This is a genomic window from Sphaerisporangium sp. NPDC005289 (assembly GCF_040607455.1).
Classification (GTDB): Bacteria; Actinomycetota; Actinomycetes; order Streptosporangiales; family Streptosporangiaceae; genus Sphaerisporangium; species Sphaerisporangium rhizosphaerae.
Genome location: NZ_JBEXGS010000019.1, coordinates 24,094 through 38,541, shown reverse-complemented (window position 1 = coordinate 38,541; position 14,448 = coordinate 24,094). Strand labels below are relative to the sequence as shown.

Genomic DNA, 14,448 nt, shown 5'->3' with positions numbered 1-14,448 from the left:
ACCCCGTCAGGTGGTGCGCAGGGCCTCGGTGGGGGGCAGGCGGGCGGCGCGCAGGGCCGGGTAGAGGCCGGCCAGGGCGCCCACGACCACGGCGACCCCGAAGCCGCCCCACAGCCCCTCCGGCGGCACCAGCACCGTCCAGCCCCGGGTGCGGGCCAGGACGAGGGTGAACAGGCAGCCGATCGCCACTCCCCCGGCGCCGCCGATGGCCGCGAGGACCAGCGACTCGGTCAGGAACTGCCCGGCCACGTGCCGGCGGGTGGCCCCGAGGGCCCGGCGCAGGCCGATCTCCCCGCGGCGCTCCAGCACCGAGATGACCATGATGTTGCCGATGCCGATGCCGCCGACCAGCAGCGCGATGGCGCCGAGCCCGAGGAACAGCGTGGCGGAGGACGCGGCGACGGCCACGCGCGTGGTGAGCGCGTCCGAGGGACGGACCACCTGGACCTGCTCGGCGTGGACGGGGTTGGTGGTCGGCGCGAGCAGGCCGGCCACGGCCTCCACGCGTTCCTGCCGCGCGCGGACGTACAGCCGGCTGGGGTGACCGTCGTAGCCCAGCAGCCGCGCGGCCACCGGGAAGCCGACCAGCGCGGACCGGTCGATCTCCGGGGCCAGGACGAGGGGGTCCAGGATGCCGGAGACGGTGTACCAGTGGCCGCCGATCCAGACGCGCGTCGAGGCGTCGACGCGGCTGATCCCGAGGGTCTGGGCCGCCTGGTGGCCGAGCACGACGACGGGGTAGCCCGCGGTGGCGGCGTCCAGGAAGCGGCCCTGCCGGACCCGTCCGTCGAGGGTGGCCAGCAGTGTGGTGTCGCAGGCCCGCACGGCCAGGCCGCCCGTCATGCCCTCCGGCACGTGGTCGTTGCGGTAGACGTTCTTGTCCGTGAGCTGCGTCGTGGGCGCGACGCCCGTGACGCCGTCCACGCGGCGGAGCATGCGGGTGGCGCCGACCGGCAGCAGGGCCTCGGCGCCGCCCAGGTCACGGCCGTTGGCCACGGTCAGCAGGTTGGTCCCGAGCCGGTCGATCTGTTCCAGGAGCGCCGCCTGGCTGGAGCGGGTGACGCCGAGGACCGCGACGATGGCGGCGATGCCGATGGCGATGCCGAGCGCGGAGAGCAGGGCGCGGGTCTTGCGGGCGCGCAGCCCGAGCGTCCCGACCGCGAGCAGGTCCACGGCGCGCAACCGGCCGGCGGGGGCGCCGGCCGCCGGACGTGGGCCCCTCATCGGACGCCGTCCCCGCGCGGCCCGCGGTCCCCGCGTGGTGCGACGTCCCCGCCGGGCACGGGGTCTCGACCCGGCACGACGTCCCCGCGAGGCACGGCGTCTCGACCCGGCACGACGTCCCCGCGAGGCGGGGCGTCCCTGTCGAGTCCACCGGCCCCGTACGGCCCGCCGGCCCCGTGCGGTGGGGCGTCGTCGTGGTGCTCGCCGACGACCCGGCCGTCGCGCAGGTCGATCCGCCGGGGGCAGGCGGCGGCGATCCCGGCGTCGTGCGTGACGATCATCAAAGTGGTTCCCTGTTCGTTGAGCTCGCGCAGGAGGGCGACGATCTCCCTGCCGTTCGCCGAGTCGAGGTTGCCGGTGGGTTCGTCGGCGAAGACGATGGACGGCCGGCCGACCAGCGCGCGGGCGATGGCGACCCTCTGGCGCTCGCCGCCGGACAGCTTGGCCGAGCGGTGCCGGACGCGGTGCCCGAGCCCGACCCTGGTGAGCGCGTCGGCGGCCAGGCGGCGGCGCTCGGCGGCGGGCACGCCCCGGTACAGCAGCCCGGTGGCGACGTTCTCCAGCGCGCTCAGGCTCTCCAGCAGGAAGAACCGCTGGAAGACCACGCCGACGTGGTGGGCGCGCAGCCCGGCGAGCCGCCGGTCCCCGCAGGACTCCACAGCGTGGTCGGACAGCCGTACGGTGCCGGAGGTGGGGCGGTCGAGCGCGGCCATGAGGTGGAGCAGCGTCGACTTGCCCGACCCGGACGGGCCGAGCAGGGCGACCATCTCTCCCGCGGCCACGCTCAGCGTGACGCCGCGCACCGACTCGACGGGGGGCTCGCCGGGGTAGACCTTGCGGACGCCGGCCAGTTCCAGCACCGGCCCGGTCCAGGCGACGTCCCTGTTCCCCGGGTCGCCGACCGGGCGGGCCCGGTCCGCGGACGGCCCGCCCTCAGGTGGCGCCGCCCCGGCCGGGGGGCGCGGCGTGCGTGCGGGCGTCATTCTTTCGGCACCTCCACCTGGGCGCCCTCGGGGACGCCGGTCACCTCGACGGTCCCCTCGGTCTCGTCGAACAGCCCGGTCTCGACCGGGACGGTCGTGCGGCGGCTCCCCTGGACGGTCACGACCGCGAACCTGCCGCCGGGCTGGGCGAGCAGGGCGAGGATCGGCACGGTGAGGACGTCCTTGTGCCGCTCCACGGTGATCTCGACCTGCACGACGGCCTGGTCCAGCGCCCGCACCGGCCTGCCCGAGAGCGTGATGGTGATCGGCACGTACGACTGCGCGGGGTCGGTGTCCTGTTGAGGCTGGTCCGGGGTGACGGCGACCGTGCTGATCGTGGCGACCTGGCCGCCGCGTCTGCGGCCGTCGGGGAGGATGACGGTGACCCTGTCCCCCTTGCCGACCCTCGGCGCCATGCTCGGGTCGAGCTGGACCGACACGATGGGCACCGCGCTGGTGCCGTGCAGGACGCGGCCGCCGGCCGCGTCGCCGACCTGGGCGTCGTGGCCGGTGACGCGCAGGGGCCTCGGCAGGAACACCACCTGTCCCAGCGGCACGGCGCCGGTGACCGGCAGGTGCGCGTCGTGCTGCCACCTGCGGACGGCGTAGTAGGTCGACAGGCCATAGGTGCGGTCCACGGTGAAGCCTGTGTAGCCGAGCGCCCGCAGGTTGCGTTCGAGCTGCTCGACGTCCGCCCCTGAGGTCATCCCCAGCGCGAATGCCCGCCAGGCGGGGCGGGGGCCGTACATGAGGATGGCCCTGCCGCCGTCGGCCTCGTAGACGGCGTGGCCGCGGGTGATCCTCGCCCCGAGCTTGGGCAGCCGGGTGAGGACGCCCCCCGCGCCGTTGACCGAGTAGGTGGCCGCGTAGGTGAGCGTGCCGTTCGCCAGTTCCCGCGCGGCGACGTCGCCCACGGTCACCGGGACGGTGCCGGTGGCGACGGGCGCGGCGGCGGGGGCCGCCGGCGTGTCGCGCAGCAGGACCCAGCCGCCGCCCGCCAGGGCCAGCACCACGGCCCCGGCGAGCGACGCCCGCAGCGCGCCGGCCATCAGGAGCCCTCCGGGCTCTTGACCGAGAACCCGTTCGCGGGAAAGTGCTCCTTGCAGGCCTCGAGCTGGCGCTTCATGCCCTTCTTGCCCAGGCCCAGCAGGCGTCTGGACAGCGGGAAGTCGCCGTCGGCGTCGGGATCGGGCCAGTCGCGCAGGCCGTTGGAGCGCATGCACGCGGCGAACCGGCGGAGCTTCGCCGCGTCGGCGGCCGTCACCGGCGGCCGGGACCTGCCCTCGGGCGGGAGGCGGTCGGCGATGGACCGGCATGCCCGCATGACGGCGGCGGTGGGTTCGCGGGTGCCGGGCGGCAGGGTGATCTTGCCGGTGCGCGGGTCGGGCATCACGTCGGGGAAGCCGGGCATGCCGTGGGTCCGGATGCACTGGGTGAGCTCCCGGTAGACGGCGAGTCGCCCGGGGGTCGCCGTGGGGGCCGAGGTGGCGGCCGGCGTTCCCTGCCCGGAGCCGCATCCGGCGAGCGCGGCGGCGACGGCGAGCAACGCGGTGGTTCGTCTGATCATGGGATCCCTGGCCTTGTCGGAGGTCGGGGCCGGCGCCGCGGCCCGGCTCGGGCGCGCGGCGGCCGGCGAGGTGGCGCTTCCAAGGCTCGCGGCGGGGGCCGTGCCGCACATCGCGCGCGAGCGGGGTTGGAACTCCCTCCGGAGGGGGAGGCAGGGAGGAACGGGGGCCTACAGGGGTCCCCCAGGGGTGACCTGGACCGACCCCCGGATCGTTATGATTTGTTACGTCCCGCGAACATCGTCCTGCGATCGATGGTCTAGGCCATATGTCGCCCTGCCAGCAGGGACATCTTGGTTACCGGACGGTAGAGATGCACTTTCCGGAGTAAGCAGCCAGGATGGAAGACGACCTAGACCACGAAGAAGAGGCTTACCCGTCCATCCTCGGAAGGCGAGACCCAGTGGCTTCCGGACGCCAGCGTTTCTCGATCATCAGCGACGGCCTACCCAGCCAGCTGCCTGATGTCGACCCAAGCGAGACCCAGGAGTGGCTCGAGTCGCTTGACAACGTCGTCAAGACCGAGGGTCGCACCCGAGCCCGTTACCTGATGCTGCGCCTGCTCGAGCGGGCCCGAGAACACCAGGTCGGGGTGCCGGGGCTGCGGAGCACCGACTACATCAACACCATCCCGCCGGAGCGCGAACCCTGGTTCCCGGGCGACGAGTACGTCGAACGGCGCATCAGGGCCTACATCCGGTGGAACGCCGCGGTCATGGTGACCCGGGCCAACGCCCGCACCAACGTCGGCGGCCACATCGCCACCTACGCCTCAGCCGCGTCGTTGTACGAGGTGGGGTTCAACCACTTCTTCCGCGGCAAGGACCACGGCGAGTCGGGCGACCAGGTGTTCATCCAGGGCCACGCCGCCCCGGGCATCTACGCCCGCGCCTTCCTCGAGGGCCGCCTGAACCAGTCGCAGCTCGACGCCTTCCGCCAGGAGCTGTCCCAGGGCTTCCAGGGCCTGCCGTCGTACCCGCACCCCCGCCTCATGCCCGACTTCTGGGAGTTCCCCACGGTCTCCATGGGCCTCGGGGCGATCGGGGCGATCTACCAGGCGCGGTTCAACCGCTACCTGCTCAACCGGAAGATCAAGGACACCAGTCGCAGCCACGTCTGGTGCTTCCTCGGCGACGGCGAGATGGACGAGCCCGAGTCGCTCGGCGCCATCGGCCTCGCCTCCCGCGAGGAGCTCGACAACCTCACCTTCGTCATCAACTGCAACCTGCAGCGGCTCGACGGGCCGGTGCGCGGCAACGGCAAGGTCATCCAGGAGCTCGAGTCGTACTTCCGCGGCGCGGGCTGGAACGTCATCAAGGTCGTATGGGGCCGCGAGTGGGACCAGCTCCTGGCCGCCGACGTCGACGGCGTGCTCGTCAACAAGATGAACACCACCCCTGACGGCCAGTTCCAGACCTACTCCGTCGAGTCCGGCGAGTACATCCGCGAGAACTTCTTCGGCGACGACCCGCGCCTGCGCAAGATGGTCGAGCACCTGTCCGACGACGACATCCGCAAGCTGTCGCGCGGCGGCCACGACTACCGCAAGGTGTACGCGGCGTTCAAGGCCGCCCGCGAGCACGTCGGGCAGCCCACGGTCATCCTCGCCCAGACCATCAAGGGATGGACCCTGGGCAAGGACTTCGAGGCGCGCAACGCCACGCACCAGATGAAGAAGATGACCAAGGCCGAGCTCAAGGAGTTCCGCGACCGCCTCTACCTCCCGATCCCCGACAAGGACCTCGAGGGCGAGCTGCCCCCGTACTACCACCCGGGCGAGAACGACGAGGAGATCGCGTACATGCGCGAGCGGCGCGCGGCGCTGGGCGGCTACCTGCCCAAGCGCGTCATGCGGGCCAAGCCGATGAAGCTCCCCGGCGACAAGGTCTACGCCGACCTGAAGAAGGGCTCGGGCAAGCAGAACGTCGCCACGACGATGGCCTTCGTCCGCCTGCTCAAGGACCTCATGCGCGACAAGGAGATCGGCTCGCGCTTCGTCCCGATCATCCCGGACGAGGCCCGCACCTTCGGTCTCGACGCGATGTTCCCGACCGCCAAGATCTACTCGCCGCACGGGCAGACCTACGACGCGGTCGACCGCAACCTGCTGCTGTCCTACAAGGAGTCGACCGAGGGTCAGATCCTGCACGAGGGCATCAGCGAGTCGGGGTCCATGGGGTCGGCCATCGCCGCCGGCTCCGCCTACTCCACCCACGGCGAGCACATGATCCCGATCTACATCTTCTACTCGATGTTCGGGTTCCAGCGCACCGCCGACCAGATGTGGGCGATGGGCGACCAGATGAGCCGTGGCTTCCTGCTCGGCGCGACGGCCGGCCGCACCACCCTCAACGGCGAGGGCCTCCAGCACGAGGACGGCCACTCGCCGCTGATCGCCTCCACCAACCCCGCCGCCGTGTCCTACGACCCGGCGTGGGCGTTCGAGATCGCCCACATCGTCCAGGACGGCCTGCGGCGCATGTACGGCGAGCAGCCCGAGGACGTCTTCTACTACCTCACCGTCTACAACGAGCCCTACCCGCAGCCGGCCGAGCCCGAGGGCCTGGACGCCGAGGGCGTGCTCAAGGGCCTGTACCGCTTCGCCGCGGCCCCCGACATCGAGGGCCCGCGGGCGAACATCCTGGCCTCCGGCGTGGCCGGCCGCTGGGCGCTGGAGGCCCAGCGCCTGCTGGCCGAAGAGTGGGGGGTGGCGGCCGCGGTGTGGTCGGCGCCGTCGTGGTCGGAGCTGCGCCGCGAGGCGCTCGCGTGCGACGAGCACAACCTGCTCAACCCCGAGGCCGAGCAGCGGGTGCCCTACGTCACCCAGGTGCTCTCGACGGCACGTGGCCCCTTCGTCGGCGTCAGCGACTACATGCGCGCGGTCCCCGACCAGATCTCCCGCTGGGTCCCCGGCGACTGGACCTCGCTGGGCACCGACGGCTTCGGCCTGTCGGACACCCGCTCGGCGCTGCGCCGCCACTTCCACGTGGACGCCGCGTCGATCACGCTGGCGGTGCTCACCGAGCTCGCCAGGCGGGGCGAGGTCAAGCAGGAGGTGCTGCGCGAGGCCATCGCGCGCTACCACCTGAAGAACGGCGTCACCGAGGTCGTCGCCCAGGCGACCCCTGAGAGCAACGAGACGCAGTCCATGGGGGTCTGACCCTTCAGCGGCGTCTCCGGCGGGCCCTCGCGCGACTTCGCGCGAGGGCCCGCCGCGGTGGTGCTCAACCGGGGGTCTGGTCCTGGGCGATCAGGTCGGGGATGCGCGGAGCGTACTCCTCCAGGGACGGGCGGGGCAGCGCCTCCTCCTCGGTGAGCGCGGCGCTCGCGATGCGGTCGAGCCGGAACACCCGGACGTCCTGCCTGAGACGGCACCACGCCACCAGGTACCAGAAGCCGCCGCGCCCGCCGATGAACACCCCGGGCTCGACATCGCGCTCGGTCGTCTCGCCCGACTTGGCGTCGTAGGTGATGCGCAGCACCCGCCGGTGCAGCAGCGCCTCGTCGATGACCCGGGCGACCGCGGCCCGCCCGCCGGGGGTCGCGGCAGGCCGCGCCGCGGGCGCGCCAGGCGGCGGCGTCGCGGCGATCAGCTTGCGCAGGGCGCTGCGGGCGCCGCCCGCCAGGGGACGCCTTCCGGCCCTGCTGAGGGCGACGGCGACGGCCACCGCCTCGTCAGAGGTGAGGTCGAGGGGCGAGGGCGCGGCGGGCTCGTCGAGGGCGTAGCCGTCGTCCTCGGCGCGGACGGGCACGCCGGCGGCGCGCAGCGCTTCGATGTCGCGCTCGACGGTGCGGGCGCCCACCTGTAATCGCTCGCTCAGCTCCCGTGCGGACCGGCACCGGGGGGAGATCGCGCGCAGCTCCTCGATGAGGGCGTAGAGCCGATCGGTACGGTTCACATCCCGAACCTACGCCGGGGCACCGACATTCGCGCCGCACGCGCCCGGCGGGCCGGGCGGGCCGGGCGGTCCGGCCGCGTGCGGCCGTCTCCATGCCGGCCGCGACCCTGGCCACCATGGAGAAGCTCGGCAGGAGCGCTGGAGCGCCCCTGCGGGTTCAGCCGGAGGCGGCGGCGGTCCAGTCGAGCAGGGCGTCGAGGGTCCAGGTGTTGACGACGCGGGCGGGCTCGACGCCGCACCGGGCGGCCCGCTCGCAGCCGAAGTGCTGCCATTCGAGCTGCCCGGGCGCGTGGGCGTCGGAGTCGACGGAGAACAGGCAGCCCATCTCGTAGGCCAGCCGCAGCAGCCGCTTGGGCGGGTCGAGCCGGTCGGGCCGGGAGTTGATCTCGACGGCGACGCCGAACCTGCGGCACGCCTCGAAGACGATCTCGGCGTCGAACGCCGACTCCGGCCGCAGGCCGCCGCGGCGGCCGTCGCCGCGCACGATGCGGCCGGTGCAGTGGCCGAGGACGTCGACGCGGGGGTCGGCGATGGCGGTGACCATCCTGCGGGTCATGTCGCCGGCGTCCATGCGCAGCTTGGAGTGGACGCTGGCGACCACCACGTCGAGCCGGTCGAGCAGCTCGGGCTCCTGGTCGAGCGAGCCGTCGGGCAGGATGTCGACCTCGATGCCGGTCAGGATGCGGAACGGCGCGAGCTTGTCGTTGAGCCCGGCGACCAGGTCGAGCTGCTCGCGCAGCCGCTCGGGGGACAGGCCGCGGGCGACGGTGAGCCGCGGCGAGTGGTCGGTGAGGGCGAGGTAGTCGTGGCCGAGCCCGCGGGCGGCCTCGGCCATCTCCTGGACGGGCGAGCCGCCGTCGGACCAGTCGGAGTGACTGTGCAGGTCACCCTTGAGGGCGGCGCGCAGGGCGGCCGTCGCCTCGTCCAGGTCGAGGCCGGCGGTGTCCTCCAGGCGGCGCAGATAGGTGGGGACGTGCCCGTCCAGGGCTTCGGTGATCGCCAGGGCGGTGACCTTGCCGACGCCTTTGAGCTCCTGAAGCCCGCCGGAGCGGGCGAGCCGCGCGAGCTCGTCGCGCGGGAGGTCGCCGATGGCGGAGGCGGCGCCGCGGAAGGCCCGCACCCGGTAGGTCGGCTCGCCGGCCCGTTCCAGGAGGAAGGCGATGCGCTTCAGCGCTTCTACCGGTTCCACTGCTGCTCCACAGCTGCGAATCTACCCAGCGTTCCCGCGTCGCACGGCCTGTGGTCCGATAAGCACTGAAATAACGCTGTTCATCAGGCATCAGAAACTTCTGCCGCGCTTGCCGCGTTAACCGGGCAAACGTAGGCTTTGCACACTTTTTCGAGAGACGGACCCCGATGGCGACACCCCGCCCCAAGCCCGTACGACCGCCACATCCGCTGGCGAAAGACGCGGCGAGGTCCGCGGCGACGCCGCCGCCCGGCGGCAGGAAGCTGTCCTCCACCGCGATCACGCTGGGCACGATGGGACTGCTCTCCACCCTGGTGGTCGGCTTCTGCGCCGCCCAGGGCACCTTCGCCGAGAAGGTCACCGCCGACTGCGTGGACCTGCGCAGCCGCACGGCCGACGGGTCCTACCAGGTCGTGGACGACGACCACTGCGACGACCACCGCTCCGGCTACTACGGGTCGCGCGGCGCCTTCGGCTGGTACTACGGGGGCGTCAGGCAGGCCGGCCGGGTGCTGCGCGGCACGACCGTCAGGCCGCCGAACGCCCACGTCAGCAGCAGATCGGGCGCCGTGCTCCAGCGCGGCGGCTTCGGCGGCCGCGGCGTCGGGGGAAGCTGAGGTGCGCAGGCAGAGGTCCGCGCGGCGGGACGGCTGGGAGAAGACCATCGAGGCGCAGGGCCTGGCCTACCACCGCTCGGCGCACCCGTCCGGCCTCGACCGGCCCTACTGGGACGAGGGCGTGCACTACGCCTTCACCATGGAGGAGGTCCTCTCCCTGGAGAGCCAGGTCGAGGAGCTGCACGCCATGTGCCTGGCGGCCGTCGAGCACGTGGTCGCCGCCGGCCGCTACCGCGACTTCGCGATCCCCGAGTGGGTGGCCCCGGAGATCGAGGCGTCCTGGCGGCGCCGCGACCCGCACGTGTACGGTCGCTTCGACCTGCGCTACGACGGGCGGGGGCCGGCCAAGCTGCTGGAGTACAACGCCGACACCCCGACGAGCCTCGTCGAGAGCTCGCTGGTCCAGTGGTTCTGGCTCAAGGACGTCCACCCCGCCGACGACCAGTGGAACTCCATCCACGAACGCCTGGTCGACCGGTGGCGCGAGCTGCCGCTGCAGACCGGCCCCGCGCACTTCGCCTGGACCAACATGGACGAGACCGGCGAGGAGGCCATGACGCTCGGGTACCTGCAGGAGACCGCCGAGCAGGCCGGCCGGGCGACGGTCGCCATCGCCATGGAGGACATCGGCTGGGACTCCCGGGCGCTGCGCTTCGTCGACATGGAGCACCGGGTGATCCGCACGCTGTGCAAGCTCTACCCGTGGGAGTGGGCGGTCGCCGACCCGTTCGGGCCGCGGGCCGTGCGCGGGCAGGTCTCGATGACCTGGATCGAGCCGCTGTGGAAGATGCTGCTGTCCAACAAGGCGCTGCTGGCCCTGCTGTGGGAGCTGCACCCCGGCCACCCGAACCTGCTCCCCGCCTACCTGGACGGCCCGCGCGACCTGCCCGCCCACATCGCCAAGCCCCTGCTCGGCCGCGAGGGCGCGAGCATGCGCGTCGTCACCCCGGACGGCGCCCACAGCACCGAGGGCGACTACGGCGCCGAGGGCTACGTCTACCAGGAGTTCCGCGCGCTGCCCGACTTCGACGGCTGGCGCCCGGTGCTGGGCGCCTGGGTCGTCGGGGACGAGGCCGCCGGGCTCGGCATCCGGGAGACCTCGGGCCTGATCACCGATGACACCTCCTCGTTCGTCCCGCACCGCATCGCCCTCTGACCCCGTGACCGCCGCGCCGCCGCCCCCGAGGGCGGCCCGCGCGGCGTCCCCACCCCCCGCCTGACACAGCCCAAGGAGCACAAGACATGACCATCGCGCTCGCCGGTCCCCTCGGGGAGGCGCTCGGCCGAGGAGCCCTCGCGATCCTCGCGTACGCGGTCCTGGGCGTCCTGCTGATGATCGCCGGCTTCTACGTGATCGACCTGGCCACCCCCGGCCGGCTCAGCAAGGTGATCCAGCAGGACCGCAACCCCAACGCGGCGCTGCTCACCTCGTCGGGGCTGTCCGCCGTCGGCCTCATCGTCGCGGCGTCCATCTGGTCCTCCGGCGGCGCCCTGCAGGAAGGGCTGCTGGCCACCCTGGTGTTCGGCGTCACCGGCATCGTCGTGCAGGCCCTGGGCATGCTGCTGTTCGACCGGGTGGCCGGCATCTCGGTGCGCGACCTGGTGCGCGAGCCGGGGCTGCAGCCGGGCGCCGTCCTGCTCGCCGTGACCCACGTGGCGATCGGGCTCATCACCGCCGTCGCGGTGATCTGACCTCTCACCGCGCGCCGCACCGGCGGTGACATACCGCACCTCCGGCTGTCGCACTCACGCTGACCTGGCACCCTAGGGATGTGAATGACCGGGTACGCGAGGACACCGCACGACGGCTGGAGCGGGCGATGGGAAGTCTCGGCACCGCCGCGATGACCCACATGGACGAGAGGCTGCCGTGGTACCGCGCCCTGTCGGCGGAGGACCGCTCATGGGTCGGGCTGGTCGCGCAGGCGGGCATCGCCGCCTTCGTCGAGTGGTTCCAGCACGCCGACGAGGGCAGGCCGACGCCGAGCATCGAGATCTTCGGCACCGCTCCGCGCGAGCTGAAGCGGTCGGTCTCGCTGCAGCAGACGGTCGACCTGGTGCGCATCGTCGTGGAGGTGGTCGAGGCCGAGGTTCAGGAGCTCGCGGCGCCCGGCGGCGAGGAGCTGCTGCGCCAGGCCATGCTGCGCTACACCCGCGACGTCGCCTTCGCCGCCGCCCACGTCTACGCCCGCGAGGCCGAGGTGCGCGGCGCGTGGGACGCCCGCCTGGAAGCGCTCATCGTGGACGCGCTGGTCCGCGGCGAGGTGGACGAAGGGCTGCACTCGTGGGCGGCGGCGCTCGGCTGGACCTCCTCCCCCGTCGTCGTGCTCGCCGGCTACGCCCCCGACGCCGACCCCCAGACGGTCATCGACGGCATGCGCGACAAGGGCCGCAGGCTCGGCCACGACCTGCTGGCCGGGGTGCAGGGCGACCGCCTGATCGTCATCGTGGGCGGGGCCGACAGCATCAAGGACGCCGCCCGGCACGTGGTGCCGCGCTTCGGCCCGGGGCCCATCGTCATCGGTCCCGAGGTGCCCGACCTGCACGCGGCGGCGAGCTCCGCGCGCGCGGCCGTCGCCGGCCTGCGGGCGGCGCAGGGCTGGCCGGACGCCCCCCGCCCGGTGCTCGCCGAGGATCTGCTCGCCGAGCGGGCCATCGACGGCGACACCGACGCCCGCGAGCAGCTCATCGAGAACGTGTACAAGCCCCTGGAGGGCACTCCGCTGCTCGACACACTGGCGACCTACCTGGAGCAGGGCACATCTTTGGAAGCCACGGCCCGTCTGTTGTTCGTCCACCCGAACACCGTGCGTTACCGTCTGAAAAAGATCACAGAACTGACGGGCTACCAGCCCACCGAGGGCCGGTCGGCCTTCACTCTGCAGGTCGGCCTGATCCTCGGCAGGCTCTCGCGGGCAACCGCGACCTAACCAGGGTTCGGTAACGGTCCGGAAACCTCTGATAGAGGATTCCTACAAAGACCCACCGACAAAGTTCGTACGGATCATTAGCAGTGTGGTGAACTCCTACAGGGCATGGTGGATTTTGTGCTCGTCATCGTCGCTCCCGGGCAAGGCGCCCAGACTCCCGGCTTCCTTTCCCCGTGGCTCGAGATCCCCGGTCTGCGCGACCGGTTGTCGGCGTGGTCGGACGTCGTCGGCCTCGACCTGATCTCCTACGGCACCACGGCGGGAGCGGAGGAGATCCGCGACACCTCCGTCGCCCAGCCCCTGCTCGTGGCCGCCGGCCTCGCCGTCGCCGAGGTGCTGCCGGCCACGGAGGGTGACGGCGCCGCAGGGACGGCGCCCGCCGCGGACGTGCTCGCCGGGCACAGCGTCGGCGAGTTCACCGCCGCGGCCCTGGCCGGCGTCCTCACCCCGGAGGAGGCCCTGCGCCTGGTCGCGCAGCGCGGCCAGGCGATGGCCAAGGCCGCCGCCGTCACCGAGACGGGCATGACGGCCGTGCTCGGCGGCGCGGAGGAGGAGGTCCTGTCGGCCATCGAGCGGCACGGCCTCACCCCGGCCAACATCAACGGAGCCGGGCAGATCGTCGCGGCCGGCACCACCGAGCAGCTCGCCGCCTTCGCGGCCGAGCCTCCGGCGCGGGCGCGGCTTCGCGCGCTGTCGGTGGCCGGAGCGTTCCACACCCGCCACATGGCGCCCGCCGTCGAGCACCTGCGGTCGGAGGCGGCCGGCGTCACCCCCGGCGACCCGCGCGCGACCCTGCTGTCCAACGCCGACGGCCAGGCCGTCGCCGGCGGCGGCGAGTTCGTCCGGCGGCTGGTCGACCAGGTGGCCCGCCCGGTCAGGTGGGACCTGTGCATGGCCACCATGGCAGGGCTCGGCGTCACCGCCGTCATCGAGCTGCTGCCCGGCGGCACGCTCACCGGCCTGGCCAAGCGCGCGCTGCCCGGCGTCGCGACGGTCGCGCTCAAGACCCCCGGCGACCTCGAGGCCGCACGCGCCCTTATCAGCAAGGAGACCGGCCAGTGAGGATCATGCGAGGCGCCCCGGGCGCCAGGGTGCTCGCCTTCGGCGGATACCAGCCGGCCGGCGTCGTCACCAACGATGACCTGGCGAAGACCATCGACACCAACGACGAGTGGATCCAGAGCCGCGTCGGCATCAAGGAACGCCGGGTCGCCGGCCCCGAAGAGACCGACATCGACATCGCCGTGCAGGCCGGCGGCAAGGCGCTGGCCGCCAGCGGGCTGTCGGCCGACGAGATCGACCTGGTCGTCGTCGCCACCTGCACCCTCGAGGCGCAGATCCCCAACGCCGCCGCCCGCGTCGCCCACCGCCTGGGCATCGACTCCCCCGGCGCCTTCGACGTCAACGCCGCCTGCGCCGGCTTCTGCTACGCCCTGGCCGCCGCGGGCGACGCCGTCCGCGCGGGCTCTGCCACCAACGTGCTGGTCGTCGGCACCGAGAAGCTCTCCCAGTGGGTCGACTGGACCGACCGTGCCACCTGCGTGATCTTCGCAGACGGCGCCGGCGCGGCCGTGGTCGGGCCCTCCGAGACCCCGGGCATCGGGCCGGTCGTCTGGGGCAGCGCCGGCGACAAGTCCGACGCGATCATCGTCAGGGACCGCGACTCCTTCCTCCACCAGGAAGGCCAGACGGTGTTCCGCTGGGCCACCACCGCGCTTCACCCGGTCGCCAGGCAGGCGTGTGAGCGTGCCGGCGTGGACCCCTCCGAGCTGGCGGCCTTCGTCCCCCACCAGGCGAACCTGCGCATCATCGAGGCCATCGCCCGCAAGATCGGCGCGGACAAGGCGGTCATCGCCAAGGACATCGTCCTGGCGGGCAACACCTCGGCGGCCTCGATCCCGCTGGCCCTGAGCCGCATGATCGAGCGCGGCGAGGTCCAGTCGGGCGGCCTGGCGCTGCTGCTCGGCTTCGGCGCGGGCCTGACCTACGCCGGCCAAGTGATAGAGATCCCCTGAGCTTGTACGGAAGGCCCGCACGGCGC

The 14,448-nt window shown here is 72.8% G+C and carries 13 protein-coding genes; 7 read left to right on the top strand and 6 right to left on the bottom strand.

All coding sequences use genetic code 11. The features are described from left to right. Positions 1 to 6 precede the first annotated feature (6 nt). Genes ABZT47_RS28400 through ABZT47_RS28385 form a run of 4 tightly spaced genes read right to left on the bottom strand, consistent with a single transcriptional unit; the run spans position 7 to position 3,774 of the window. The gene (locus ABZT47_RS28400; RefSeq protein ID WP_354848478.1) at positions 7 to 1,224 is read right to left on the bottom strand and encodes an ABC transporter permease; all 1,218 of its coding nucleotides are present in this window, start codon (positions 1,222 to 1,224) and stop codon (positions 7 to 9) included. After that, positions 1,221 to 2,207: an ABC transporter ATP-binding protein gene (locus ABZT47_RS28395; RefSeq protein ID WP_354848475.1), complete on the bottom strand. Its 987-nt coding sequence runs from the start codon at positions 2,205 to 2,207 to the stop codon at positions 1,221 to 1,223. Before ABZT47_RS28395 ends, ABZT47_RS28400 begins: the two co-directional genes overlap by 4 nt. After that, complete coding sequence (locus tag ABZT47_RS28390; protein ID WP_354848472.1) at positions 2,204 to 3,256, bottom strand: peptidoglycan-binding domain-containing protein; 1,053 nt, start codon at positions 3,254 to 3,256, stop codon at positions 2,204 to 2,206. The genes ABZT47_RS28395 and ABZT47_RS28390 overlap by 4 nt, the downstream gene beginning before the upstream one ends. Then, positions 3,256 to 3,774, bottom strand: coding sequence for a hypothetical protein (locus ABZT47_RS28385; RefSeq protein ID WP_354848469.1), 519 nt, complete (start codon positions 3,772 to 3,774; stop codon positions 3,256 to 3,258). The genes ABZT47_RS28390 and ABZT47_RS28385 overlap by 1 nt, the downstream gene beginning before the upstream one ends. Positions 3,775 to 4,175: 401 nt before the next feature. On the opposite strand from ABZT47_RS28385, the gene aceE reads away from it, so the two are divergent. Beyond that, positions 4,176 to 6,932 (top strand): pyruvate dehydrogenase (acetyl-transferring), homodimeric type, encoded by a 2,757-nt coding sequence (gene aceE / locus ABZT47_RS28380; RefSeq protein ID WP_354848466.1) that lies wholly within the window; start codon positions 4,176 to 4,178, stop codon positions 6,930 to 6,932. A gap of 64 nt (positions 6,933 to 6,996) precedes the next feature. Here aceE and ABZT47_RS28375 read toward each other — a convergent pair whose 3' ends face one another. Together ABZT47_RS28375 and ABZT47_RS28370 are read right to left on the bottom strand one after the other, a co-directional pair. Further along, positions 6,997 to 7,671, bottom strand: coding sequence for a WYL domain-containing protein (locus ABZT47_RS28375; RefSeq protein ID WP_354848463.1), 675 nt, complete (start codon positions 7,669 to 7,671; stop codon positions 6,997 to 6,999). A 157-nt stretch (positions 7,672 to 7,828) separates the two neighbouring features. After that, complete coding sequence (locus ABZT47_RS28370) at positions 7,829 to 8,860, bottom strand: PHP domain-containing protein (RefSeq protein WP_354848460.1); 1,032 nt, start codon at positions 8,858 to 8,860, stop codon at positions 7,829 to 7,831. Between the two features lie 167 nt (positions 8,861 to 9,027). Here ABZT47_RS28370 and ABZT47_RS28365 point away from each other — a divergent pair, with 167 nt between their 5' ends. The 6 genes from ABZT47_RS28365 to ABZT47_RS28340 all read left to right on the top strand — a co-directional run bounded on the left by ABZT47_RS28365 (position 9,028) and on the right by ABZT47_RS28340 (position 14,422). Then, positions 9,028 to 9,477 (top strand): hypothetical protein, encoded by a 450-nt coding sequence (locus ABZT47_RS28365; RefSeq protein ID WP_354848457.1) that lies wholly within the window; start codon positions 9,028 to 9,030, stop codon positions 9,475 to 9,477. Between the two features lies 1 nt (position 9,478). Then, positions 9,479 to 10,633, top strand: a complete 1,155-nt coding sequence (locus ABZT47_RS28360) for a glutathionylspermidine synthase family protein (RefSeq protein WP_354848454.1) — start codon at positions 9,479 to 9,481, stop codon at positions 10,631 to 10,633. Positions 10,634 to 10,719: 86 nt separating this feature from the next. Then, positions 10,720 to 11,169, top strand: coding sequence for a DUF350 domain-containing protein (locus ABZT47_RS28355; RefSeq protein ID WP_354848451.1), 450 nt, complete (start codon positions 10,720 to 10,722; stop codon positions 11,167 to 11,169). A 128-nt stretch (positions 11,170 to 11,297) separates the two neighbouring features. Next, a complete protein-coding gene (locus tag ABZT47_RS28350; protein ID WP_354848788.1) occupies positions 11,298 to 12,407 on the top strand; it encodes a helix-turn-helix domain-containing protein in 1,110 nt (369 codons plus the stop codon). A 117-nt stretch (positions 12,408 to 12,524) separates the two neighbouring features. Continuing rightward, complete coding sequence (locus tag ABZT47_RS28345; RefSeq protein ID WP_354848448.1) at positions 12,525 to 13,469, top strand: ACP S-malonyltransferase; 945 nt, start codon at positions 12,525 to 12,527, stop codon at positions 13,467 to 13,469. Between the two features lie 5 nt (positions 13,470 to 13,474). Then, complete coding sequence (locus ABZT47_RS28340) at positions 13,475 to 14,422, top strand: beta-ketoacyl-ACP synthase III (protein ID WP_354848785.1); 948 nt, start codon at positions 13,475 to 13,477, stop codon at positions 14,420 to 14,422. Positions 14,423 to 14,448 lie beyond the last annotated feature (26 nt).